Origin of the sequence: Actinosynnema sp. NPDC059335 (assembly GCF_042752395.1) — a bacterium.
Classification (GTDB): Bacteria; Actinomycetota; Actinomycetes; order Mycobacteriales; family Pseudonocardiaceae; genus Actinosynnema.
Window position 1 is genome coordinate 43,936 of record NZ_JBHYXZ010000027.1, and the last position, 22,970, is coordinate 66,905.

Here is a 22,970-nt window from a genome sequence, read left to right on the forward strand (position 1 = left end):
GCCACCAAGACCCGATCACCGCGTCAGGGCGAAGCAGAGAGCCTGGTTCATGGTTGACAAAGACAACATCGAGTCCATCTCCGGTCTGGCCGCGATGCAGAAGGGCATGCTCCTCAGCCATGCCGTGGACACCGGCTCGGACGCGTACGTGGAGCAGTTCGACTTCGTGATCACGGGCGAGGTGGACGCCGGGCACCTGCGCGCGGCGCTCGCGGGCGCGTCCCGGACCTACAGCGTGCTGCGCACGATCTTCTCCTACCGCAACACCGACGAGCCGTACCAGATCGTGCTCAAGGAGTGGGCGCCGTCGCTGGACGTCCGCGACTACCGCGACCGGCCCGACCTCGACCGCGACGTGGAGGAGTTCAAGGTCGCCGACCGCGCCAAGGGGTTCGACCTCAGCGCGGACGTGCTGCTGCGGGCCACCCTGATCCGGGTCGCGGACCGGCGCTGGCGGCTCGTGTTCACCTTCCACCACATCATCCTGGACGGCTGGTCGCTCGGCCCGCTGTTCGCGACGATGATGGGCTACTACGACGAGCTGACCCGGACCGGGACCTTCCAGCCGCGGCACGAGGCGCTGCCGTACCGGGACTACATCGCCTGGTACGAGCGGCAGCGCGGCGAGGACGCCCGGCGGTACTGGGAGGAGGTGCTGGACGGCTACGAGACCGAGGCCGTGCTCCCCTCCGACCCCCGCCCCGGCGGCTACCGCGGCGCCACCCACCGGTTCACCCTGCCGGACGAGCTGCACGAGGGCCTGAAGCGGTTCGCGCGGGACGCCGGGGTGACGCAGAGCGCCGTCTTCCAGGCCGCCTGGGGCGTCGTGCTGCAGAAGTTCAACTACGCCGACGACGTGGTCTTCGGCAGCGTGGTGTCCGGGCGCGGCACCGAGCTGGGCGGCATCGGCGAGGCGGTCGGGCTGTTCGCGAACACCCAGCCGGTCCGCGTGACGACCGGGCCGGACCGGACGTTCGCCGACCTGTGCCGCGACGTGCGGGACTCGTACCTGCGCTCCAGCGCCTTCGAGCACTACGCGCTGCACGAGATCCAGGCCGTCACCGCGCTGAAGAACAAGCTCCTCAACCACGTCGTCGCGTTCGAGAACTACCCGCTGTCCGAGCAGCTGCGCGACTTCGGCGGCGACGAGGGCGACGGGCTCGCGTTCGAGGGCGTCGAGGTCTTCGAGCGGACGAGCTACGACCTGCACATCGTGGTCAACCCCGGCCGCGACTTCGCGATCACGTTCGCCTACAACGAGAACCACTACGCGCCGGACCTGGTCCGGGCGCTGGAGACCTGCCTCGTGCGGGTCTTCGCGGCGGCGGTCGCCGACGGGCAGGTCCGGGTCGGCGACATCGCGCTGTGGGACGCCGAGGAGGACGCCCCGGCGGCGCAGGCGTCCCCGTCGTCCCTGTTGGACTCGTCCGTGGTGGACGTGTTCGCCGACGTCGTGGCGGCCCACGGCGACAAGACCGCGTTGGTGTGGCGGGGCCACGAGTACAGCTACGCGGAACTCGACCGCTGGTCCGACGCCGTCGCCTGGCAGCTCAAGGAGCGCGGCGTCGTGCCGGGCACGGCGGTCGGCGTGCTGGTGGACCGCCGCCCGGAGCTGATCGCGGCGATCCTCGGGCTGCTGAAGAACGGCAACTTCTACGTGCCGATCGACACCAAGGACGCCAAGCCCCGGGTCGGGTACGTCGTCGCCGACGCGGGCGTGGAGCACCTGTGCACGGTCGCGGAGCACGCCGACAAGGCCCCGGCGTCGGCCAGGGTGCTGCTGGTGTCGAAGCCCTCGGGCGACGTGCCGCCGTTCCCGCGCCTGCGCAACCTGAACGGCGCCACCGCGTACCTCATGTACACGTCGGGGTCCACCGGGAACCCCAAGGGCTGCCGGATCACCCACCGCAACATCCTGCGCCTGGTGGCCGACCAGAAGTTCTTCGACTTCGGCGAGCGCCACGTCGTCATGTTCACCGGCTCGCCCGCGTTCGACGCCAGCACGTTCGAGATCTGGGGGACGATGCTGTTCGGCGCGACCCTGGTGCTGGCCGACGAGCTGGACGTGCTCGACGGCGACCTCATGCGCGACACGGTCAAGCGCAACCAGGTGACGGCGATGTGGCTCACGTCGCCGCTGTTCAACCAGCTCTGCGCCTACGACCCGGCGATCTTCGACCGGCTGGAGCACCTGCTGGTGGGCGGCAGCGCGCTCTCGGTCCAGCACCTGGTCAAGGTCCGCGCGGCGTGCCCGGACCTGAGGATCACCAACGGCTACGGCCCCACCGAGAACACGACGTTCTCCACGACGCACGAGATCCGCCCCGAGGACCTGCGCCGCGAGCGGATCCCGATCGGGCGCCCGCTGGCGCACTCGTCGGCCCACGTCCTGGACCGGGGCCTGAACCTCGTGCCGCCCGGCGCGATCGGCGAGCTGTGCGTGGGCGGCGACGGCGTGTCGACCGGCTACCACAACCGGCCGGACCTCGACCTGACCAGCTTCGTCACGGTGCCCGCGCTGCCCGGCCGGCGGCTCTACCGCACCGGCGACCTGGTCCGCGAGCTGCCCGACGGCACGCTGGACTACCTCGGCCGCGCCGACGACCAGGTCAAGATCAGCGGCTTCCGGGTCGAGCTGGGCGAGGTCGAGAGCGTGCTGCGGTCGCTCGACCGGGTCGAGGACGCGGCCGTGATCTGCGTCGACGTGGACGGCGAGAAGAGCCTGCGCGGTTACTACGTGGCCGCCGAGCGGATCGCGCCCGACGTCGTCCGCCAGGCCATGGCGAAGAAGGTCGCGCCGTACATGGTGCCCGCGGGGCTCGTGCAGCTCGACCGGATCCCGCTGAACAAGAGCGGCAAGGTGGACCGGACCCGGCTCGCGGGGATCCGGCCCGAGCCGGAGGCCCGCCGCGAGGCGCCCGACCTCGGCCCCGTGTCCGACGTCGCGCGCGTCATCTTCGACATCGTGGCCGACCTCGTCCCCGTCGAGGCCATCGACGTCAACCGCAACTTCTTCGACCTCGGCATCAACTCGCTCAACCTGCTGACGATCAACAACCGGCTGCGCAAGGTGCTGGACCGGAACGTGCCGCTGGTGCAGCTGTTCCAGCACACGTCCATCGCCTCGCTCGCCGCCTACCTCGACGGCACGACCGACGCCGAGGACACCGCGGTCGACGCCGACGAGACCGAACCCGGGGACTCGTTCGACGAGCAGGAGGAGGAGCGCGCCTTCAGCGCGACCGCGCTGCTGCGGGAGATCGCGGACGAGATCGCCGAGGAACTCGCCGCCGAGCTGGAAGAGGAGCTCTGACCATGCCGGACAACAAGGCCGTCAAGCGCCGGGAGACCGGGCTGGAGATCGCCGTCATCGGCATGGCCGGCCGGTTCCCGCAGGCCGAGGACATCGACCGGTTCTGGGCCAACCTGGTCGAGGGCGTGGACGCCATCTCCCGCTTCACCGACGACGAGCTGCTCGACATGGGGGTGGCCAAGGCGACGCTGGAGGACGAGAAGTACGTCCGGGCCAAGGGCGTGTTCCCGAACCTCGAGTACTTCGACGCGGAGTTCTTCAACTACGCCCCGGCCGACGCGACGCTGCTCGACCCCCAGGTCCGCGCCCTGCACGAGGAGGTCTTCCACGCGCTGGAGGACGCGGGCTACTCGGCGGAGGGCCGGCCCGAGGCCATCGGCCTCTTCCTCGGCGCGACGAACAACCTGGCCTGGGAGACGCACACCCTGACCAGGCACATCCTGGAGTCCGGGCTGACGTTCACCGGCATGCAGCTCAACGACAAGGACTTCGCCGCCACCCGGATCGCCTACGCCCTCGACCTCAAGGGCCCGGCGCTCACCCTGCACACCGCGTGCTCGACGTCGCTGGTCGCCATCGACATGGCGTGCCGCAACCTGTGGACCGGCGCGTGCCAGATCGCGCTGGCGGGCGGCAGCGGGCTCACGCTGCCGCACAAGAACGGGTACCGCTACCAGGAGAACATGATCCACTCGCCGGACGGCACCTGCCGCCCGTTCGACCGGGACGCGGGCGGCACGGTCGAGGGCAACGGCGTCGGCGTGGTGGTGCTCAAGCGGCTGGAGACCGCGCTGCGCGACGGCGACCACGTCTACGCGGTGATCAAGGGCTCGGCGGTCAACAACGACGGCAACCGCAAGGTCGGCTACACCGCGCCGAGCATCGAGGGCCAGGCCGAGGTCATCCGCAAGGCGTACCGCGTCGCCAACGTGCCCACCGCCGAGGTGTCCTACGTGGAGACCCACGGCACCGGCACCGCGCTCGGCGACCCGATCGAGATCGAGGCGCTGCGCAAGGCGTTCGGCGCGGGGCGGCCCGGCTCGACCGGCCTCGGCTCGCTCAAGGCGAGCATCGGCCACCTCGACACCGGCGCGGGCGTCGCCTCGCTGATCAAGACGTGCAAGATCCTGGAACAGCGGACCGTGCCGCAGAGCCTGCACTTCGCGGAGCTGAACCCGAACATCGACCTCGACGGCAGCCCGTTCTACGTCGTGGCCGAGAAGCAGGAGCTGCGGCCCAAGCGGTCGGAGGCCGACGAGGTGCTGCCGCTGCGCGCGGGCGTCAGCTCGTTCGGCATCGGCGGCAGCAACGCCCACGTGGTGCTGGAGGAAGCGCCCCCGGCCCGGCCCGCCTCGACCAAGGGCCGGGCGTACAACACGTTCGTCGTGTCGGCCACGTCCGAGGACGCGATCCGCCGCATCAAGCGGAACTTCGTGGACCACCTGGCCGCGTACCCGGACGTGGACGGCTCGGACCTGGCCTGGACGCTGCAGAACCGGCAACGCCGCCTGGCCTACCGCTACGCGGTCGAGTTCGCCGACGCCGCGCAGCTCCGCGAGCGGCTCCAGGAGTCCCTGGACGCCGACGAGCCGGTCGCCCGCGTGCCGAAGAACACGCGCGGCGACGTCTACTTCCTGTTCAGCGGCCTGGGCGCGCAGCACCTGCGCATGGCCCGCGACCTCTACGAGAAGGAACCGGCGTTCCGGGCGCACCTGGACGAGTGCTTCACCATCGCCACCGCGCTGGGCAGCGAGGTGCCCCGCGAGGTCTTCTTCGGCGACTCCGCGGAGGCCGAGAAGCAGCTGAACAACATCGAGACCACGCAGGTCCTGCTGTTCATGCTGGAGACCTCGATGGCGCGCACGCTGATCGGGTGGGGCCTCAAGCCGAAGGGCATGGTCGGGCACAGCACCGGCGAGCTGGCCGCGGCGTGCGTGGCGGGCGTGTTCTCGCTGGAGGACGGCATCCGCCTCGTCCAGGCGCGCGGCAGCCTGATGGACACCACCGTCGAGGGCGCGTTGACCTCCGTGCGCGCGCCGGAGGACGTGGTGCGCTCCCTGCTGAACGACGAGCTGGCCATCGCCGCCGTGAACGGCCCGGAGGACTGCACGGTCTCCGGCACCCCGGCGGCCATCGCCGAGCTGGAGCGGCAGTGCGCCGAGCGGGAGCTGAAGTTCGCGCACATCGAGGCCGACCACGCCTACCACTCGCAGTACATGGACTCCATGCTCGGCCGGTTCCGCGAGGTGCTGGACCGGGTGGAGCTGCACCAGCCGAAGATCCCGTACCTGTCGAACGTGACCGGCACGTGGATCACCGCCGCGCAGGCCACCGACCGGGACTACTACTGCTCGCACGCGCGCGAGACGGTCCGGTTCAAGGACGGCGTCGAGGCGATCCTGGAGCGCGGCGGCACCCTGTTCGTGGAGGTCGGGCCGGGCAAGTCGCTGTCGTCGTTCGTGCGCGCCATCGGCCGCGACGCCGACGTGACCACGGTGAACGTGCTGCGGCACCGGATGGAGGAGATCGGCGACGACGAGCACCTGGCGCGCGCGATCCGCAAGCTGTGGGAGAACGGCGTCGCGCTGGACTGGAAGGCGTTCCACCGGGGCCGCGAGCCGCGCAAGGTCAAGCTGCCGCTGTACCCGTTCGAGAAGGTCGAGTACCCGGTCGACATCGAGGAGTTCCAGCGGCTGCTGGACGGCCCGGCCGACGGCGGCACGCGCGTCGTCGCCGCCCGGCCCGCCCGGCAGGTCGTCGCGGCCCCCGTCGCCGCGACGCCGGCGGGCGCCTCCCGGCTGACCTGGTCGCCGTCCATGCGCCCGTCCTCGACCGGCAAGGAGCAGCCGAAGGTCCTGATCGCGCTCACCGACGACCGCCACGCGCTCAAGCGCGTGCTGGACGAGGTGCCGCACTGGCGGACGCTCTACGTCACGTCCGGCCCGGAGTACCGGTTCGACCGGCAGTCCGGCGCGGTCGTCCGCCCGGACCACGCGGGCGACCTCCGGCGGCTGCTGGACGACCTGGAGCGGCACGCGCTCGCGGGCGACACGCTGGTGGTGGACCGCGCGGACTACGCGTCGGCGGTGGCGACCCTGCGCGGCCTCTGCGCGGCCGTCCCCGCCATGCGGGAGCGGTGCGTGACCGACGTCGTGGTGCTGGACAACGGGGGCTTCCTGGGCAAGCGCGGCGACTTCCTGCCGCTGCTCGTGGGTCTCAACCACGAGCACCCGGCGTTCCGGGTGCGGGCCGTCCGGTGCGACTCGGCGCTCGGCGACCGGCGCGGCGGCGCGGTGTGGCGCGAGTGCCTGCGCACCGAGCTGGAGGCGCACCGGCCCGACGACGTGGCGGTCCGCTACGAGCAGGGCGCGCGGCTCGTGCCGAGGATGGTGCCGCTGGACGGCGGCGACCCGGCCGCGGGCCGGGCCGTGCGGACGGTGGTGCTGAGCCGCCGGCGCGACGTCGAGGACGTGGTGCGCGACCTGGCGGGCGCGCACCCCGCCCGGTCGTTCGACGTGCTGCCGTTCGACGTGGGCGCGGACGGCCCCGCACCGCGGGTCGGCGCGGTGGACGAGCGCGTCACCGTGCTGCCCGCGGTCACCGGGTCGACGTGGGAGGGGTTGGCGGCCAAGCTGTCGACCGGGCTGCACGTCCCGCGCGGCGCGGACGAGGTCGTGCTGTGGGACACGCCCGCCCGGGACGGCGAGGACGGCGGGCTCGACCGGCGCGGGCTCCTGCGCCTGCTCGCCGACCTGGGCCGCGAGCGGCGCATCCCGTGCCACGTGCTGTCCCGGCCGGGGCTGGACCGGGGCGGGTGGGACAGCGCCGTCACGGCCTGGTTCGCCGACAACGAGCGCGGGCACGCGGGCCTCACCCGGCTCTACGCGTTCGGGGCCGTGCACGAGGGCGACCGGTCGGTGCTGGACCTGCTGCCCCGGCTGCGCGAGGCCGGCATCGCCACGGCCTACCACGGGCTCGACCCGCTGCGGGCGCAGGCGGCCGCCAAGGTGGTCGACGCCGAGGCCGACGCCGAGCGGGGCGACGAGCGGCAGGCGATCGCCGCCGTGATCGAGCGCGAGATCCGCACCCTGCTCGGCTTCAGCGAGATCAGCGACCGGGCCGACATCTTCGACATCGGCCTGGACTCGGTGAAGCTGGTGCAGTTCACCAACGCCCTGGAGAAGAACGGCTACAAGGTCCTCGCGAACGAGGTCTACAACCACCCGACGGTCGCCGGGCTCGCCGCGCACATCGAGCGGACCGTGCGACGGGGGGTGTCGGACGACCTGTCCTTCGACAGCCTCGCGGCCCTGCTGGAACAACGCCTCGGCACGCCGTGCGCGTTCCGCGAGGTGAAGTCGGGGCGGGACGAGGACACCCTCGTCGTGCTTTTCGTGGAGGGTCTGGACGACGCGCTGAGGAAAAGAGTTGTCCGGGAGTTCAACGAACTCCGGGTGCCCGCCGAATTCCTGCCGCACTACGTTGTCCCGGGCGGTGGGGAGGAACTCGGGATGGCGTTGGACTTCGCGGCGCTGAAGACCGCCGCGGGCCTGCCCTCCTACGCCGGCGGCTATTCGGCGGTCTTCGAGGAGATCGACCGCCGGCAGGAGGAGCTGCGCCGGTCCATCGGGGCGCGGCCGGTGAAGTGGACGTACCCGATCAGCGCGATGCAGAAGCAGCACTTCGAGACCGAGTCGCGCCTGCAGCTCTACCTGATCCAGTTCCGCGAGCTGGTCGACGTCGACCTGCTCCGGCAGGCGCTGTGCGACGTGATCGGGCGGCACGGGCTCATGCGCAGCTTCCTGACCCGGTCGCTCGGCCGCCTGCGGTGGAAGGAGTTCGAGGCGCCCGAGACCATCGCCCTGCCGCGGCTCGACATGTCGGGCCTGGAACCGCACGAGCAGGAGGAGCTGCGGGCGGAGCTGGTCAAGCGCGAGTGGAACATGGACTTCAAGGTCGTCGACAAGCCGATGTACCAGGTCGTCCTGATCAAGTACAACGACCGCTCGCACGACCTGCTCTTCCAGTTCGACCACTCGATCTTCGACGCGGCGTCCGGCCAGCTGTTCCGGGGCGACCTGCTCAAGCGCTACGAGGAGCTGGCGGCCGGCACCAGCCGGGCGATGCCGATCGCCAAGAGCTACCGGCACCTGCAGGACCAGATCGCCAAGGGCCCGGTCGGCATCACCTCGGACGAGTTGATCGAGAAGTTCGACCTCGTCGAGTACGTCCGGTATGCGAAGATCATCCAGGAGAAATCCGCCCGGTTCGCGAACAGCCGGATCCGGGACGTCCGCTACTCCGTCGACCTGGACCGGCTCCGGGGCGCCGACGGCCAGGAGGTCGACTTGTTCTACCTGGTCGTGCACCTCTACGCCCGGGTCGTCGCGCGCCTGCTCGGCATCGACAAGGTCGCGCTGATCATGCTGTTCCAGTCGCGGGTGTTCGAGGACAAGGACTACTCCGAGGTGATGGGGATGGTCCTCGGCAGCCTCCCGGTGCTCGTGCCGGGGGAGCGGGACACGGTGCGGGAGTTGGACGGGATCATCCCGGACAAGGTCCGCATGATGAACAAGAACAACGTCAGCTTCCTGAACCTGGTCCAGAACGTCCGGTCGATCGTCAAGCACCGGAAAGTCCTCTCGGTGATGGGCAAGACGCTCCGGCCGACGTGCCTGTTGAACTTCGTCGGAAATGTCGAGGACGAATACGACGCGATCTGGGACATGACGCTCGCTCAACTGACCGACGACCAGAGCAAGTTGGACTACGCGGACTGCTACGGTGTGTCGAAAGTCGGCAACGGGCGGCTGGACCTGCTCATCCTGAGCAAGTGGGTCGAGGACCCGGACGACCTCGTCCGAATTCTGGATGACGAAGTCGCGTATCTGACCGGGCGCGTGGACGCCGGGCACTGATTATCGGAGGAGGTTGACCATGGCTGTGATCGAGCTGGACCACGTCACGAAATCGTATAAATCGAGGGGTCGTCGGACGCTCGCCAACGACGACGTGAGCCTGCACGTCGCGGAGGGCGAGGTGTTCGGCCTGTTCGGCCACAACGGCGCGGGCAAGACGACGATCGTGAACCAGTTGCTGGGGCTGCTGAAGCCCGACTCGGGTTCGATCGTCATCGACGGCCAGGACGTCGTGAAGAACCGGAACCTGGGGCGCTACCTGTGCTCGGTGCAGCCCCAGTCCAAGACGCCGCTCGGCGAGCTGACGCCGCGGTCGGTCACCCGCGTCATGGGCCAGCTCCGCGGGGTCGGCCCCGAGGAGGTGGACCGGCGCACCACCGAGCTGTTCGAGAAGCTCGACATCATGCAGTGGGCGGACGTGCAGGGCACCAAGCTCTCCGGCGGCGTCCTGCGCCTCACCGGGTTCTGCATGGCCGCGGTCGCCCCCGGCCGCGCGGTGATCCTGGACGAGCCGACCAACGACGTGGACCCGGTCCGGCGGCGCTACCTGTGGAGCGCGATCCGCGACCTCACGCACGACGGCACCGCCGTCGTCGTGGTCACTCACAGCATCCGCGAGGCGGAGAACACGGTCGACACCATGGCCGTGCTCAACGAGGGCAAGGTCGTCAAGCAGGGCAACGCGCGCCAGATCAGGGCGGAGGCGGCCGGCAACCGGATGAAGCTGGAGGCCGTCGCCAAGGCGACCGAGGACCGGTTCGACAAGCCGGCGTGGGGCGAGGACCTCAAGGTCGCCAACGCGGAGCTGACCCTCACGTTCGAGCGCGAACTCGCCTCCGAGGCTTTGAAGTGGGCCGCCGAGCAGCGCGACCGCGGCCTGCTCGCGGAGTACTCCCTCACCGAAATCACCCTCGAAGACATGTACATCGAACTCGTCGGCAACAGGGGAGCGGTCGAAGGTGTCCAGCGGTAGCAAGCTCAAGTACGTGATCGAACTCCAGGCCCGCAAGCAGGGCAGCTACCTGGTCGTCTTCTCGATCATCATGGTCGTCATCGCGCTCGGCGTGGCGATCGGCTTCTCGTACCTGATGTCGTCGCCGGAGGGCGGCGGCATGCTGTACCTCGCCACCGGCGCGCCGACGATCGTGCTGATCATGACCGCGCTGGTGACCGTGCCGATGCAGAACGCGGGCGCGAAGATGACCGGCTACCTCGACTTCGTGAAGTCGCTGCCGGTGAGCCGCAAGCTGTTCCTGATCGCCGACGTCGGCATCTGGGCCATGGTGACCGTCCCGGCCATCGCGATCTCGGTCTTCGTCGCGCACCTGATCTTCGAGCCCGGCTACGCGATCTCGTGGACGATCATCCCCGCGTTCGTGCTCATGGTGCTGTCCTGCTTCGCCATCGGGTACGGCTACTCGTTCGTCATCCCGGCCGAGCCCGCGATGGCGCTGTCGCAGCTCATCGCGTTCGTGTCGCTGATGTTCTCGCCGATCAACTTCCCGATCGACCGGCTGCCCGGCTGGGTGCAGGCGGTGCACGAGGTGCTGCCGATCTACCACATGGCCGAGGTGATGCGGGCGTCGTTGGCGCACACGACGTTCGAGGCGCAGCCCATCAGCTACATCATCCTCGGCGCGTGGACGGTCGTCGGGTTCTTCGGGGCCGTGCGGTTCCTCGAACGGGCGTGACCCGCGCCCGGACCGGGTGTTGGTCGGCGGCACGGCCACGCGGACGGCGGACGTGGCCGTGTCGTCGTCAGGGCGACCCGGGTGATCCGGTCCACCGCCGGAGACTGGACAGGAGAGGTTGTTCGTGAGCGTCGTGGAAAAGCTCCCGCTCGTGTGCTTCCCGCACGCGGGCGCGGGGATGCTGTACTACAGCAAGTGGAAGTTCGCGTTCGGCGACGGCATCGACGTGCGGATCGCCCGGTACCCGTTGCGGGAGCAGCGGACCACCACGCCCATGCCGGCGTCGCTGCCCCTGCTCGCCCGCGACATCTTCACCGAGATGGTCGACTCGTTCCGGGGCACGTTCGCCATCTGGGGCCACAGCATGGGCAGCGTGATCGGCTACGAGGTCGCCAAGCTCTGCCAGGAGCGCCTGGACAACCCGCCGCTGGTGTTCTTCAGTTCCGGGTCGGCCGCGCCGTGCGACAGCACGTTCAAGGCGGTGGCCGACCTCGACACGCCGGAGGGGTTGAAGCAGGTGCTGCGCGACTACGGCGGGTTGAGCGAGGAGAACTTGGCCGACGCGGACTTCATGAGCTACTTCGCCCCGATCATCGCGGCGGACCTGCGGCTGCTGGGCGGCTACCGGGACACGGCCTTCGAGCCGCTGCGGTGCCCGATCGTGCTGATGGAGGGCCGGGACGACCGGGTCGTCACGGACCAGTGGCAGCGCTACACCGAGCACCCCGTCACGACCACCGAGTTCGACGGGGGGCACTTCTTCGTGGAGGAGCGCAGGCCGGAGATGGCCGCGCTGATGGAGTCGAAGATCCAGCTGCTCTGGCAGCGGAAGGCGGCCTCGGCCAGGTGACGCGGTCCGGGGCGGCGGTGCGCGTCAGGCGTCGTCGTCCCCTGCGCGCCGGTCCGCGAGGGCCGAGGCGACCAGGGCCACCGCCGGGTCGGCGTCGTCGGCCAGCCGGCGCACGGCCTCGCGCGCGGCGGTCCCCGGCAGCTCGACCAACGCCTGGATGAGGCGGATCCGCACCGCGGGCTCGGCGTGCGCGGCGAGCGCGTCCACCAGCGCGGCCGTGACCCGGTCCGCGCACCCGCGGTCCCGGCACAGCGCGGCCAGGGCCTCCGCCGCGTCGACGTCGTTCCTCCCGCGCACGACCATGTCGACGAGGGCCGGCACGGCCGCGGTCACCCCACGTCCGCCCAGCGCCAGGGCCGCGTGCCCGCGCACCGCCGGGTCCGGGTCGGCCAGCGCCTCCACGAGCACCGCGGTCCCCGCCGGCCCCTCGGCCATCCCGGCGATCGCCACCACCGCCCGCCGCCGGACGTCCACGTCCGCCGAGCGCAGCCCGGCGGCCAACGCCGGCCCGCCGTCACCGCCCGACCGGGCGAGCGCCCAGCGCAGCGCGCCCGCGACGTTGGGGTCCTCCTCGGCCAGGACCGCCTCGGCCAGCACCTCCGCGGGCACCGCGCCGCCCTCCGGTCGGGCGAGGGCCGCCTGCTGGCGCCGCGCGGCGCTGGTCGAGGTCAAGCCCTGGAGCAGTTCGACGGTGCGCAGCACGTCCGGCCACCCGGTGGGCGCGGACGCGTCGATCGCGCGGAGCCGTTCGAGCAGCTCCCGGTCCCGCGCCAAGCGCTCCTCCACCCACCGGATGAGGTCGCCGACCAGGGCGGACGGCGTGAACCCCGGATCTTCGAGGGCGCGGCCGACCTGCTTGAGCGAGAGGCCGAGCGACCGCAGGCTCTCCACGTGGAAGATCCGGCGGATGTCCTCGGGGGAGTACTCGCGGTAACCGCCGACGGTCCGCCCGGTCGGCCGCACCAGCCCGAGCGCGTCGTAGTGCCGCAGCATCCGCGTGCTCACGCCCGAGCGACGGGCCACCTCGCCGATCAGCACCCTCGGTCACCGCCCTCCACAGCCCCGCCACCACGCCCACGCCGTCGCGCCCCGGCCGCCTACGCGCCCCGGCCACCCTCCGCCGCCCGGCCATCCTCTCCGACCGGGCCGCTCCCGGCCGCCCGACCGGCCTCCGCCACACCGCCCTCGGCCGCCCGACCGACCTCGGGCCGGCCGCTCCCGGCCGCCGATTCGTCCTCGCCCGATCCGGTGTTCTGCGCCGACCCGGTGTTGTGTGCCGTCCCGGCGCTCTCGGCCGCCCGACCGGCCTCCGCCGGCCGGCCGCCCTCCGCCGCCTGACCGAACTCGGTCGCCGCGCTGCCTTCTGCTGCGCCGCCCTCCGCGGGGTTGGCCTCCGCGGGGCTGGCCTCGGCCGGGCTGCCCTCGGCCGGGCTGCCCTCGGCCGCGCCGGCGTCATCGCCCGACCCGCCGGCGGCGGACGGGCCGAGGGCGACGATCCGCTGCGCCTCGGCGATAGCCGCGTCGAAGCCGGTCTCCGGATCCCGCCGCAGCAACTCGGTGGCCCGCGCGTGCGCCGCCACCTCCGCGTCACGGCTCGCCGCCGCCCGCGCCAGCACCGGCTCGACCACGTCCCCCAGGTCGACCAGCGCCCGGCTCAGGCTCAGCCGCACGTCGTGCCCACCGCGGCCGAGTTGCGTGACCAGCTCGTCGGCCAGGGCCGACCGTCCCTCCTCCGGCACGAGCGCCACCGCGACGCGCCACGCGGTCCGCGCCACGTCGTCGTCCGCGTCCCGCAGCATCCCGCGCGTGATCCACGCCCACGCCCGCCGATCACCGATCTTGGACAACGTGTGCAGCGCCTGGCCGCGTGCCCGCGCCCCCTCGGCGTCCAGCTCACGCCGCAGCCGGGGCAGCACCAGCTCCGGCGGCAGGCGGGTCAGCGCCCAGGACAGCATGTCCCGGACGAAGAAGTCCGGCTCGACCGCGCACCGCCGCACGAGCGGGTCCAGCAGCACCGGGTCGGGGTGCGAGCCGGCCGCCAGGGCCGCCCGGAGCCGGACCGACGCGTCGGCCGCGCCCAGGGCCGCGGCCACCGGGTGCGGTGTCGTGTTCGTCGTGGTCATGGCAACCACCTCCCGAACACCAGTGGACACGTTGTCACCGTGTCAAGGTCAAGCCCGTGACGAGCGCACCCGCCGGCACACCCCGGCGGGGGCGCGTGGGACGATCCCGCGTGCGAGATCCGTCCCGGCGTCCGAGGAGGATGCACCGTGCAGTTCAACGAGGGCGCCGAGCTGGACGCCTCCCAGGTGGTCGACCAGCGCGGCGTGGGCGGTCGGGTGGCGCTGGGCGGCGGCGGGCTCGGGATCGTCGGGCTGATCATCTACCTGGTGCTGTCGCAGCTCGGCGGCGTGCCGGAGCTGCCGGCCGGGTCCGGGTTCGAGGACGTGGGCCGCAACCAGCAGGTGGACACGCAGGCGATCGGCGCCAGGTGCCGGACGGGCGCGGACGCGAACCGGGAGGCGGACTGCCGGGCGCTGGCGATCGTCAACTCGGTGCAGGCGTTCTGGTCGGACGAGTTCGCGCGCTCGGGCCGCACCTACCAGACCGCGAAGACCAACTTCTTCTCCGGCGGCGTGCGCACCCGCTGCGGCAACGCCACGTCCGCGGTCGGCCCGTTCTACTGCCCGGCGGACGCGCAGGTCTACATCGACCTCACCTTCTTCCGGGAGCTGCAGACGAAGTTCGGCGCGACCGGCGGCCCGTTCGTCGAGGCGTACGTGATCGCCCACGAGTACGGCCACCACGTGCAGAACCTCCTGGGCACCAACGACCGCGTGCGCACCCGCCAGGGCCCGACGTCGGACTCGGTGCGGCTCGAACTGCAGGCCGACTGCTACGCGGGCGCGTGGGCCAACCACGCCACCACCACCCCGACCGCGTCGGGCAAGCCGCTGATCACCGACGTCACCCAGGCCGACGTGGACGCGGCCCTGGACGCCGCCGCCCGCATCGGCGACGACTTCATCCAGCGCGAACTCGGCGGCGGCCGGGTGGACACGACCCAGTTCAGCCACGGCTCGTCCGAGCAGCGGCAGAAGTGGTACACCACCGGGCTGCGGACGGGTTCGCCGGCGCAGTGCGACACGTTCGGCACCGACGACCTCGGCTGAACCCCCGACGCGCCGCGCGAACGGGTGAACGGCGCACCCCCGCTTCGCCCGGTGGGCGGTGCCCTCCCGCAGTAGCGTTCCGACCACTCGGTCGGATTGCGGAGCGGACGTGGACGGTTACGGGTTCAACCTCGCGCTGGTCGCCGTGCTGGTGTTGATCAACGCGGTGTTCGCGGGCAGCGAGATGGCGTTGATCTCGCTGCGCGAGGGGCAGTTGCGGGCGCTGGAGCGCGACGGCCGGGCCGGCGCGCGCACGCTGGTCCGGCTGGCCCGCGACCCGAACCGGTTCCTCGCCACGATCCAGGTCGGGATCACGCTGGCGGGCTTCCTCGCGTCGGCGACGGCGGCCGTGTCGCTCGCCGCGCCCGTGGTGCCGCTGCTGGGGTTCCTCGGCCGCGCGGCCGACGCCGTGGCGGTGGCCCTGGTGACGGTCGTGCTGACGTTCGTGACCCTGGTGTTCGGCGAGCTGGCCCCGAAGCGGCTGGCGATGCAGTACTCGCTGCGGTGGGCGTTGCTGGTGGCGCGCCCGCTGGACCTGCTCTCGACGGTGTCCCGGCCGGTGGTGTGGCTGCTGAGCGCGTCCACGAACGTGGTGGTGCGGCTGTTCGGCGGCACGCCGGAGGCCGACCCCGAGCAGATGTCCCCGGAGGAGCTGCGCGAGCTGGTGTCGGGGCAGCGCGGCCTGAACCCGGAGCAGCGCCTGATCATCACCGGGGCGCTGGAGATCCACGAGCGCCGGTTGCGCGAGGTGCTGGTGCCCCGGCGGGCGGTGGTGACGCTGGCCGCCGAGACCGGCACCGCCGAGGCGCGGGCGCGGCTCGCCGCCTCGGGTCACTCCCGCGCGCCGGTCGCGCGCGGCGGGCACCTGGACGACGTGGTCGGCGTCGTCCACCTGCGCGACCTGCTGGACGACGACGGCGGCGACGTGATGCGGGCGGTGCGGCCCGCCGTGGTGTTCCCGGACACGGTCCGGGTGTCGGACGCGCTGCGCCGGTTCAAGGCCGAGCGCGAGCAGATGGCGCTGGTGGTGGACGAGCACGGCGCGGTCGCGGGCATCGTCACGCTGGAGGACCTGCTGGAGGAGATCGTCGGCGAGATCTACGACGAGACCGACCGCGACGTGCTGGGCGTCCGCGTCGCCGAGGACGGCTCGCTGGTGCTGCCCGGGTCGTTCCCGGTGCACGACCTGGTGGACATCGGGGTGGAGTTGACCGACGCGCCCGCGGGCGACTACGCCACGGTCGCCGGCCTGGTCCTGGTGCTCCTGGGGAACATCCCGGACCGGCCGGGCGACCGGGTGACCGTGTCGGGGTGGACGGTCGAGGTGCTCGCGGTCGAGCGCCACGCGATCACCGAGGTGCGGCTGCGGCGCGGCTCAGGGCAGGGGCAGGTCGGGCGGGATCTGGAGGGCGACGGTGATCAGGGAGTGGACCCGGGTGGCGACGGCGGCCAGTAGACCGTGCACCTCCGGCGACGCGTTCTCGGCGGCGACCTGGAGCACGCGCAGGTCCTCGTCGATGCGGTCCAGGATCGGGCCGATGTCGGTCTGCCGGCTGGTGAGGGCCGTCACGATCTCGTCCAGGGGAACTCCGTGGACCTCCAGGCGTTGGATGAGGTGGATCCGCTCGACGTCGGCCGGGTGGTAGAGCCGGTAGTTGCTCGCCGTCCGCTTGGCGGGGGTGAGCAGGCCGAGGCTCGTGTAGTAGTCGACGGTGCGGGGGCTGACCTGGGCGCGAGCGGCGAGTTCGCCGATCTTGAGCAGGACGTCCGTCACGCGGTCTCACCTCCGTGTCACTCACCGTAAACCCTACAGTGCCACGTGCTAGTGTGAAGTATGCCTGATGGTGCCGACACAGAACCCTGTAGTAGTCGGCCGGGTGGGACCCGGCTGATCACCGATCCGTCGTTCGTGGCGGGTGCGCCGTGTTGATCTTCACCGGTGTGCTCGCGATCGTGGCCCTCACCGCGGCCACGGGGTACTTCGTGGCCCAGGAGTTCGCCTACATGGCGGTGGACCGGGGCCGGCTGCGGCAGATGGCCGAGAGCGGCGACAAGGCCGCCGGCCGGGCCTACCGGGTCACGCAGAAGCTGTCCTTCATGCTCTCCGGCGCGCAGTTCGGGATCACCGTGACCGCGCTGCTGGCCGGTTACGTCGCCGAACCCCTGCTGGGCTCCGGGCTCGCGGGCCTGCTCGGGCTGACGGGCCTGTCGCCCGCCGTGGCGGTGTCGCTGTCGATGGTCGTGGCGCTGGTGTTCGCCACGGTGGTGCAGATGGTGCTGGGCGAGCTGCTGCCCAAGAACTTCGCCATCGCCCGCCCGGAACCGCTGGCCAAGGCGCTGAGCGCGTCCACCCTGGCCTACCTGAAGGTGGCCGGTCCGGTGATCCGGCTGTTCGACGCGGCGGCCAACCGGCTGCTGCGCGCGGTCGGGATCGAGCCGGTCGAGGAGCTGCCGCAGGGCGCCACGCCCGAGGACCTCAAGCAGATCATCGGCGACGCGAGCAGCCAGGGTCACCTGGACCCGGAGCTGTCGCACCTGCTGGAACGCGGCCTGGGCTTCCGCGAGCTGGTCGCCGAGCAGGCCATGACGCCGCGCGTGGCGGTGCGGGCGGTGCGCGCCGACGAGCCCGCCGCCCGGGTGGTCGAGCTGCTGGACACCGGCCACTCGCGGTTCCCGGTGTTCGGCGAGCACCTGGACGACCTGCGCGGCGTGGTCGGGCTGGCCGAGGTGTTGACCGTGCCGCCGGAGGACCGCGCGACCACCCCGATCGGGGACATCGCGTCACCCGCCCTGGTGGTGCCCTCGACGCTGCCGCTGCCCGCCGTGCTGGAACGGCTGCGCGCCGAGCGCCGCCAGCTCGCCTGCGTGGTGGACGAGTTCGGCGGGTTCGCCGGCGTGGTGTCGCTGGAGGACCTGGCCGAGGAGCTGGTCGGCGAGATCCGGGACGAGGACGACCTGGACGAGGCCGGCATCGAACCGCTCGGCGAGGGCACGTGGCTCGTGCCCGGCCGGACGCGGGTGGACGAGGTCGCCGACCGCACCGGCGTGGAGCTGCCCGCCGACGACAGCTACGACACCGTGTCCGGCCTGGTGCTGCACCGGCTGGGCCGCACCGCCCGGGTGGACGACGAAGTGGAGTTCGACGGGGTGTCGGTGCGGGTGGCCGCGGTGGCCCGCAACGTGCCTGCCAGCGTCGTCATCGCGACCGTCGCGGCCGAACGGGAGGGTGTCCGATGAGCACCGCCTGGTCGCTCTCGCTGTCGCTGGTCCTGCTGGTGCTCAACGCGTTCTTCGTGGCCGCGGAGTTCGCCCTCATCGCCGCGAAGCGGCACCGCCTGGAGCAGGCCGCCGAGACCAGCCGCGCCGCCCGCGCGGCCGTGGCGGGCGTCCGCGAGCTGTCGCTGATGCTCGCCGGCGCCCAGCTCGGCATCACCCTGTGCACCCTGGGCCTGGGCGCGTTGGCCAAGCCCGCCGTGGCCGACCTGTTCGACCCGGTGCTGCGCCTGCTCGGCCTGCCGGACGGGGTGGCGTACGGCGTCGCGTTCACGCTCAGCCTGGTGCTGGTGGTGTTCCTGCACATGGTGGTCGGCGAGATGGCGCCGAAGTCGTGGGCGATCTCGCACCCCGAGCGCTCGGCGCTGCTGCTGGCGCTGCCGTTCCGCGCGTTCGCGCACTCCGTCCGCTGGCTGCTCACCGCGCTGAACCAGACCACGAACCGCCTGCTGCGGCTGATGAAGGTCGAGCCGCAGGACGAGCTGGCGCAGGCGCACCGGCCGGAGGACCTGCGGATGCTGGTCCGCCAGTCCGCCGAGCACGGCCTGATCCCCGAGGGGCAGCAGCGCCTGCTCACGCGGATGCTGCAACTGCGCAACACGACCGTGGCGCAGGTGATGGTGCCCATCGACCGGGCGGTCAGCGTCACCGAGCACACCGGCGCGCCGGCGATCGAGCGGCGCAGCCGCGAGTCCGGGCGCTCCCGCTTCCCGGTGATGGACCGGCACGGCCGCTACGTCGGGTTGGTGCACATCCGGGAAGCCGTGCGCGCCACGGCGACCGGCGCGCCGGTCAAGGCGCGCGAGCTGATGACCGCACCGCTCACCCTGCCCGCCGCGCTGCCCGTGGCCCAGGCGGTGACCGCGATGCGCGCCGACCGGGCGCAGTTGGCGTTGGTCGCCGACCGGGACGACCGGGTGGTCGGCATCGCCGCGCTGGAAGACCTCCTCGAAGAGCTGATCGGCGACTTCGAGGACGAGACCGACACCCCGCTCCGCACCACCTGAAAACACCACCCTCCCGGAGGAAGAAACCCGATGTTCAAACGGATGCTCAGTGCTTTCGGTGTCGGCGGGCCGTCCGTCGACACCGTCCTGGACAGCCCGTACGCCACGCCCGGCCAGGTCGTGACCGGCCAGGTGCGCGTGCAGGGCGGCAGTGCCGACGCCCACATCGACCAGATCGTGCTCTCGCTGGTGACGCGGGTGGAGGTCGAGCACGGCGACCACGAGTTCGCCGGCGTCTCGGAGTTCCTGCGCGTCCCGGTCGCGCAGGGCGTGCGGGTCGCGCCGAACCAGCCGGTGACCGTGCCGTTCCAGCTCCCGGTCCCGTGGGAGACCCCCATCACGGCGGTGGGCGGGCAGCAGCTGCCCGGCATGACCGTGGGGGTGCGGACCGAGCTGGTGATCTCCGGCGCCCCGGACAAGGGCGACCTCGACCCGCTGCTGGTGGGCCCGCTGCCCTCGCAGGACCGGGTGCTGGAGGCGTTCGGGCAGCTGGGCTTCCAGTTCCGCTCGGCGGACGTCGAGGCGGGCCGGATCCACGGCGTGAACCAGGAGTTGGGCTTCTACCAGGAGATCGAGTTCTTCCCGCCCGGCCAGTACGCGGGTCGGATCAACCAGGTCGAGCTGACCTTCGTGACCAACCCGCACGAGTTGGTGGTGGTGCTGGAGGCGGACAAGCGCGGGGGGATGTTCTCCTCCGGCGGCGACGCCTTCGGCCGGTTCCACGTGTCGCACCAGGACGCGATGCACACCGACTGGGCCGGCGCGATCAACCAGTGGCTGGCGCAGGTCGCCGAGCGCGGCGGCCACTCCGCGTTCGGCGGCCACGGGGCGGGCTACCCGCAGCACGGCAACCCGGCCTTCGGCGGCCAGCCCGCCTACGGTCAGCCCGGCTACGGCCACCAGCCCGGCTACGGCCAGCCGGGTTACGGGCACCACGGCGGCCACTACGACGACCACCACCACGGGCACCACCGCGGTCCCGGCATGGGCGGTGTCGTGGCGGGCGCGGCGGCCGGCGTGGTCGGCGGCATGATCCTGGGCGAGGTCGTGGAAGAGGTCTTCGAGGACGACGGCGGCGGCGAGGACTTCGCGTTCGAGGAGTGACCGGCGGTCCCGAGTGGACGGGGCGTGGCGGGACCTCCTGCCACGCCCCGTCCCGTTCGCCCGCCTGCTCGCGCCGCCGACGGCCGGCCGCGTCAGCCGACCAGTGGCGCGACGACCACGTAGTCGATGTCCGGCGCGTACTTCGAGCGCAGCCCGAACCGGTCGGCCGCCGCGCCCTCCGGCCTCCGCGCCGTGATCGTGAGGCGGTTCGCCCCGGCCACCAGGTCCACCGGCACCGCGAGGTCGCGGAACTGGTTGCGGTGGAAGGTGTTCGGGAACGCGACCCGGTGCACCCGCCCGTTGACCGAGATGTCCGCGTACCGCGTCACCGGGTCGGGGTTGTAGTGCGTCGGGACGGACTCCTCGGCGTTGGCGTAGCGGAACACGAGCACGTGCGTGCCGGTCCGCTCGGCCGGCACATCCAGGACCAGCGCGTTCGCCGGCCCGTCGCCGACGTTCGTCGCGACCCGCCCGGACGCGAACGGGCGGTCGTCGAACGTCGCCGCCCCGGTGACCCGCCCGCTCTCCGCCGCCACCTGCACCGCCCCCGCCGCGTCGGCCGGGCCGATGCGGACCCGGTCGAGGAGCAGGGTGCCGTCGTCGCCGGTCACGGTCAGCCGGTTGACGCCGGCGGAGAGGAACAGGCGCGCGGTGTCGCCGCCGGGGTCGGGGCCGACGGTGAGGCCCTCGACGGTGTGGCCGTTGAGCGCCACGTCCGCCCGACCGCCGCCGAGGTGGTCGAAGCACACCGTCGCGTACCCGTCGCGGCCGCCGTGCACCCAGAACGTGGCCGAACCACCGCGCGGCACGGCGACGACCCCGGGGCCGGACGCCCGCTCGACGCCGTAGCGCGGCTCGGCGGAGCGCAGGTCGGCGTACTCGGCCTCGTAGGACGTCCAGCCGTCCGGGTCGACCGACGCGAGGTCGATCCGGTCGACGGTCACGTCACCGCGCGTCGAGCCGAGCAACGGATCGGACGCGGCCAGCGTGATGACGTGCGCGCCCGCGCTCAACCGCACGCGGGTGTCGGTGCGCTCCCACACCGCCCACCCGTACGACACCGGCAGAAGCAGCTCCCGGGGCTGCCCGCCGTCCACGCGCAGGAACACGTTGGTCGGTCCCCGCTCCGCGACGTTCGCGTCCTTGTGGTGGCTGCTGGAGTACACGGCGACGTCGTAGACGCCGGTCTCCGGCACCTCCACGGCGAACGAGAGCACGACCTCGGAACCGGTGCGCAGCCCGCCGACGTGGTGCAGGTTCGAGGTGGCGAACCGGTCCACGGCGTCCGGGCTGCCCTCGGGGCCGTTGAGGCTCCACCCGTCGCCGGTGTGCGCGGCGTCCTCGGCCTCGTACGTCCGCCGCCACCGCGTGCTCGCGCCGGCGGTCGGGCCGCGGCCGGCCGGGCTGACGATCACCTGGTAGGCCGACATCGGGTCCAGGTCGGTGAACGGCAGCACCAGGCCGTCGTCGCCGACGTCGCGCACGGCGTCGAGCAGGGGCCGCGGCGCGGGGGAGTCGCCGAGCTGCCCGGTCCACGCGATCTCCTCCACGGTGACGTGCACACGATCGCCGAACACGGCCCGGTCGACGTTGGCGAACCGCACGTCCGCCGCACCGCCCGCGCCGCCGAAGAGGAGGCGGGCCTGCCTCTTGTCGCGGTCGAGCGCGGCCACGCCGTGAAGGGCGGGGTGCGGAGGGGTCACCAGGACCGTGTCGCCGCTCATCCGGCCGTAGGCGTTGAACAGCCACCACTGGCCGTTGGGCTTGTTCGCCTCGGCCACGCTGTCGTTGAGGTTGCCGTCGATGTTCCAGTACGCCAGGTCCCCGTCCACCTTGGACTCCTCCAGCGCGGCGATCCACTGGACCATCCGGCCGGGCACCGAGAGGTGGTAGCGGAAGGCGTACTCGTTGATGTTGACCGGCAGCGGGCCGATGCCCAGCTCCCGCTCCCACGAGCGGTACCGGGCGACGCCCTCGCGCACCTCGTCCGGCGACCGCATCGCGTGCCAGGTGATCACGTCCGGCAGGCAGTCGTTCGCCGCGCAGTGCTCCAGGAAACCCCGGACCTGGTCGTAGAGCACGCTGGTGTTGGGGCCGGCGATGCGGGCGCGCGGGTCGAGCGCCTTGATCAGGCGGTGGAGCAGTTCCCACTCCTCGAAGAACGCCCGCGGGTCGTCCAGCCAGCTCACCCCGTCGTAGCCGTGCTCGCCCGCGCCGTGGAAGTTGCCCTCCGGCTCGTTGAACGGCACGTAGACGATGTGGTCGCGGTACGGCGACGCCACCACCTGCCGGACCTGGGCCTCCACCTTGGCCCGGTAGTCGTCCCGACCGGCCGGGCCGGGCTGCCGCCGGTACGGGAAGCCGCGGTAGATGTCGGTCAGGTAGACGTAGACGTCGCGTCCGCCGTTGGCCACGAACGGCCCGACGACCTCCAGCGCGTCCGCGCCGGGGTGCTGCGGGCCGTCCTGCGCCTTGGTCGACAGGGTCCTGGGATGGAAGCCCGCGAGCACGGCGTCGCTGGGCACTCCGGGGCCGTAGACCCCGTAGAGGGAACCGGCGGCGCCGCCGTGGAAGGGGCCGGTCCCGACGCCGAGGTCGACGGTCAGGGTGTCGCGGGGAGTCCGCCGTTGGACCATGGGTG

14 protein-coding genes are annotated in these 22,970 nt (G+C 72.1%); 10 read left to right on the plus strand and 4 right to left on the minus strand.

The annotated features are described in order from the left end of the window. The first annotated feature begins 49 nt into the window (after nt 1–49). The 5 genes from ACFXGA_RS11540 (at nt 50) to ACFXGA_RS11560 (ending at nt 11,772) form a co-directional block, all read left to right on the plus strand. Entirely contained in the window at nt 50–3,313 is a 3,264-nt protein-coding gene (locus ACFXGA_RS11540; protein WP_378086752.1) for an amino acid adenylation domain-containing protein, read from the plus strand. A 2-nt stretch (nt 3,314–3,315) separates the two neighbouring features. Further along, complete coding sequence (locus tag ACFXGA_RS11545; RefSeq protein ID WP_378086754.1) at nt 3,316–9,231, plus strand: beta-ketoacyl synthase N-terminal-like domain-containing protein; 5,916 nt, start codon at nt 3,316–3,318, stop codon at nt 9,229–9,231. A 19-nt stretch (nt 9,232–9,250) separates the two neighbouring features. Beyond that, nucleotides 9,251–10,204, plus strand: a complete 954-nt coding sequence (locus ACFXGA_RS11550; protein WP_378086756.1) for an ABC transporter ATP-binding protein — start codon at nt 9,251–9,253, stop codon at nt 10,202–10,204. Continuing rightward, nucleotides 10,191–10,922: an ABC transporter permease gene (locus ACFXGA_RS11555; protein ID WP_378086758.1), complete on the plus strand. Its 732-nt coding sequence runs from the start codon at nt 10,191–10,193 to the stop codon at nt 10,920–10,922. The genes ACFXGA_RS11550 and ACFXGA_RS11555 overlap by 14 nt, the downstream gene beginning before the upstream one ends. Before the next feature lie 124 nt (nt 10,923–11,046). Continuing rightward, on the plus strand, nt 11,047–11,772 hold the full coding sequence (locus ACFXGA_RS11560; protein WP_378086760.1) for a thioesterase II family protein: 726 nt from the start codon (nt 11,047–11,049) through the stop codon (nt 11,770–11,772). Between the two features lie 24 nt (nt 11,773–11,796). On the opposite strand, the gene ACFXGA_RS11565 is transcribed toward ACFXGA_RS11560, so the two are convergent. Then, nucleotides 11,797–12,810 (minus strand): HEAT repeat domain-containing protein, encoded by a 1,014-nt coding sequence (locus ACFXGA_RS11565; protein ID WP_378086762.1) that lies wholly within the window; start codon nt 12,808–12,810, stop codon nt 11,797–11,799. 59 nt (nt 12,811–12,869) lie between these two features. Continuing rightward, complete coding sequence (locus ACFXGA_RS11570; protein ID WP_378086764.1) at nt 12,870–13,895, minus strand: hypothetical protein; 1,026 nt, start codon at nt 13,893–13,895, stop codon at nt 12,870–12,872. Nucleotides 13,896–14,042: 147 nt separating this feature from the next. On the opposite strand from ACFXGA_RS11570, the gene ACFXGA_RS11575 reads away from it, so the two are divergent. Together ACFXGA_RS11575 and ACFXGA_RS11580 are read left to right on the plus strand one after the other, a co-directional pair. After that, nucleotides 14,043–14,945 carry a neutral zinc metallopeptidase gene (locus tag ACFXGA_RS11575; protein WP_378086766.1) on the plus strand — a complete coding sequence of 301 codons (903 nt, stop codon included), beginning with the start codon at nt 14,043–14,045 and terminating at the stop codon, nt 14,943–14,945. Between the two features lie 109 nt (nt 14,946–15,054). Then, nucleotides 15,055–16,401 carry a hemolysin family protein gene (locus ACFXGA_RS11580; RefSeq protein WP_378086768.1) on the plus strand — a complete coding sequence of 449 codons (1,347 nt, stop codon included), beginning with the start codon at nt 15,055–15,057 and terminating at the stop codon, nt 16,399–16,401. Here the strand turns inward: ACFXGA_RS11580 and ACFXGA_RS11585 are convergent. Next, complete coding sequence (locus tag ACFXGA_RS11585; protein ID WP_378086769.1) at nt 16,321–16,719, minus strand: MerR family transcriptional regulator; 399 nt, start codon at nt 16,717–16,719, stop codon at nt 16,321–16,323. The two genes, ACFXGA_RS11580 and ACFXGA_RS11585, sit on opposite strands and share 81 nt — an antisense overlap. Before the next feature lie 149 nt (nt 16,720–16,868). On the opposite strand from ACFXGA_RS11585, the gene ACFXGA_RS11590 reads away from it, so the two are divergent. From ACFXGA_RS11590 to ACFXGA_RS11600, 3 genes are read left to right on the plus strand one after another with little or no spacing between them, the layout of a single operon-like run. Next, on the plus strand, nt 16,869–18,182 hold the full coding sequence (locus ACFXGA_RS11590) for a hemolysin family protein (protein ID WP_378086771.1): 1,314 nt from the start codon (nt 16,869–16,871) through the stop codon (nt 18,180–18,182). After that, on the plus strand, nt 18,179–19,225 hold the full coding sequence (locus tag ACFXGA_RS11595) for a hemolysin family protein (RefSeq protein WP_378086773.1): 1,047 nt from the start codon (nt 18,179–18,181) through the stop codon (nt 19,223–19,225). The genes ACFXGA_RS11590 and ACFXGA_RS11595 overlap by 4 nt, the downstream gene beginning before the upstream one ends. Before the next feature lie 30 nt (nt 19,226–19,255). Then, on the plus strand, nt 19,256–20,329 hold the full coding sequence (locus tag ACFXGA_RS11600; RefSeq protein ID WP_378086775.1) for a sporulation protein: 1,074 nt from the start codon (nt 19,256–19,258) through the stop codon (nt 20,327–20,329). A 92-nt stretch (nt 20,330–20,421) separates the two neighbouring features. Here the strand turns inward: ACFXGA_RS11600 and ACFXGA_RS11605 are convergent, their stop codons facing one another. Then, entirely contained in the window at nt 20,422–22,965 is a 2,544-nt protein-coding gene (locus ACFXGA_RS11605) for a hypothetical protein (RefSeq protein ID WP_378086777.1), read from the minus strand. Nucleotides 22,966–22,970 lie beyond the last annotated feature (5 nt).